The 1,813-nt window shown below is 72.9% G+C and carries 2 protein-coding genes; one reads left to right on the forward strand and one right to left on the reverse strand.

The features are described from left to right. Window positions 1–123: 123 nt before the first annotated feature. A complete protein-coding gene (locus ABZ885_RS40415) occupies window positions 124–495 on the reverse strand; it encodes a hypothetical protein (RefSeq protein WP_360200085.1) in 372 nt (123 codons plus the stop codon). Window positions 496–638: 143 nt separating this feature from the next. On the opposite strand from ABZ885_RS40415, the gene ABZ885_RS40420 reads away from it, so the two are divergent. Continuing rightward, the gene (locus ABZ885_RS40420; RefSeq protein WP_360200087.1) at window positions 639–1,172 is read left to right on the forward strand and encodes a hypothetical protein; all 534 of its coding nucleotides are present in this window, start codon (window positions 639–641) and stop codon (window positions 1,170–1,172) included. The last annotated feature ends 641 nt before the right edge of the window (window positions 1,173–1,813 follow it).

Raw genomic sequence — 1,813 nt, forward strand, 5'->3', positions numbered from 1 at the left:
CGGGTGCCCACCCGGATCGTGCGCTTCGGCCCGGCCCTCAACGACTACCGCGGCCAGGACGGGCGGCTGGACGCCGGTCTTCGGCGGCACCGTGCGCGAGATCGACAACGGCGCCCTGGTCCACTACGCCGACCTGAACCGCGAGTTCCCCACCGGCCTGTTCGACCAGGAGGTGATCGCCCAGCTCGCCTTCAACGTTGACGGCAGAACCGTCGCGACGAGCGGGAACCTCCACGCGTCCGGCTCCCGCTTGGTGGGCGGGCCCACGTCCCGTGCGGCACGGTCCTGTGCGCACGTGGAGCACTCCAGCCGATCCGGGCCGGTCTTCTCCTGCAGCTGCGGCACCGGACGCTCTTCCCCGCCGATCGAGCCCCGGCACGTCTGGCACCGGCGCAGCACGGCGTTCGCCGCCCCGGCGTGCTCGTGGCTGTGGAGGCCGTACTCCCAGCTGCTCTCCCGGACCTGGCCGCAGTCGGCGCCGGCGAGGGTCTGCATCGGCTGGCGGCGGGTCTGTTCGGCCTACTTCCGGCGGGCCTTCCGGCGCTGGTCGCAGGCGGCCCGTCCGGGGCTGGCGCATCGAGTTTGTGCCGGGTGCCGTGTCCCGGCCATGATGTGCCGTCGCGAACAAAGGAACGAACATGAACGTCCAGGTGGAGTACGACGCAGCACCTGAGGAGCTCGCCGCCGCGGTGAGAGCCAACCTTCCTGCACCGGCAGTACGCTGGGCGGTCGCCGGCGCGTGGCTGCTGCTCGCAGTGCTCTGCCTCACGGCGGGCGGGGTCCTCTTCGCAGTCGCGGCGCTCATCGCCTGCCTGATCCAGGTCCAGAACATCACCGTGGTCGCGAGGAAGGTCGCTTCCCGTGCCGCCCAGCGCCAGGCTGGTCCCACATCGGTCGCGATGTCCGATCAGGAGGCCGTCATCCGTACGGTGTCCGGGGAGCTGAGGTTCCCGTGGACGTCGGTCACCCGGGCCACGGACACTCCCCTGGCCTGGTCGATCCTGGTGAAGAGGCCGAGCGGGGCACCCGTGGCCGCGACCGTCCTCAAGACGGCCTTCACCGATGCCCAGGCCGCCGACGTCACGGCCGCGCTCACGCGGCTGACCAAGACCAAGGTCAAGGTCCGCAGGTCGAATGCCACCGGCGTCGTGGCCGGAACCCCGGCTCGGTAGAAGGAGGCTCCGCCCCCTTCAGCCCTTCGCCGGACGGGTGGTCCGCGTCGCGATCCGCACGCCCCGGCGGCATCCAGCGGGCAGGTCCGCGCACAGCCGGGCCGGCCCCGTCTCGGCCGGGGCCCGGCACTTGTGGCAGGAGGCCGGAGCGCGCGGCTGGAGGCGGTGCAGGGAGAACGCCGGGTACCGGCTGCGGATCCCGCACAGGCTACGACCCCGCGGCGTGCACGGCACCGGACACGCCCTCGACCTCGGCCGCGGGGAAGTCGCCCGGTTCACGCGCCGTGGCGAACGACCGAGCCGCACTCCGGGCGTCGGTTCCCGGAGTGCCGGTCGTACAGAGCGCGCATGCCACCACGAGAAACCGCCGCCTGCGCGGGCAGGCCACCGACTCCTCCAGAACCCCGACCCGCCGGCCAGCGCCGTGCGGATCCGGTTGAGCGGTCACTTCGCTGCTGTTGCGCTCAACGCCTGTTGAAGTCCTCCCAGGGATCGGGGAGCGCGTTCGGCTCCTCGCCTTCGGCGGGCAGGCCGATGTAGGCGCGCAGGGCGGAGTACCCGGCCGGCACCGAGCAGGGCCCGGGCCTTGGCGGACCTGGCGGAGGGCTGACCGCGCCCGGTGCCCCGCCGCCCGCCGACAG

Origin of the sequence: Kitasatospora sp. NPDC047058, assembly GCF_040643935.1 — a bacterium.
In the GTDB taxonomy this organism is placed as follows: domain Bacteria; phylum Actinomycetota; class Actinomycetes; order Streptomycetales; family Streptomycetaceae; genus Kitasatospora.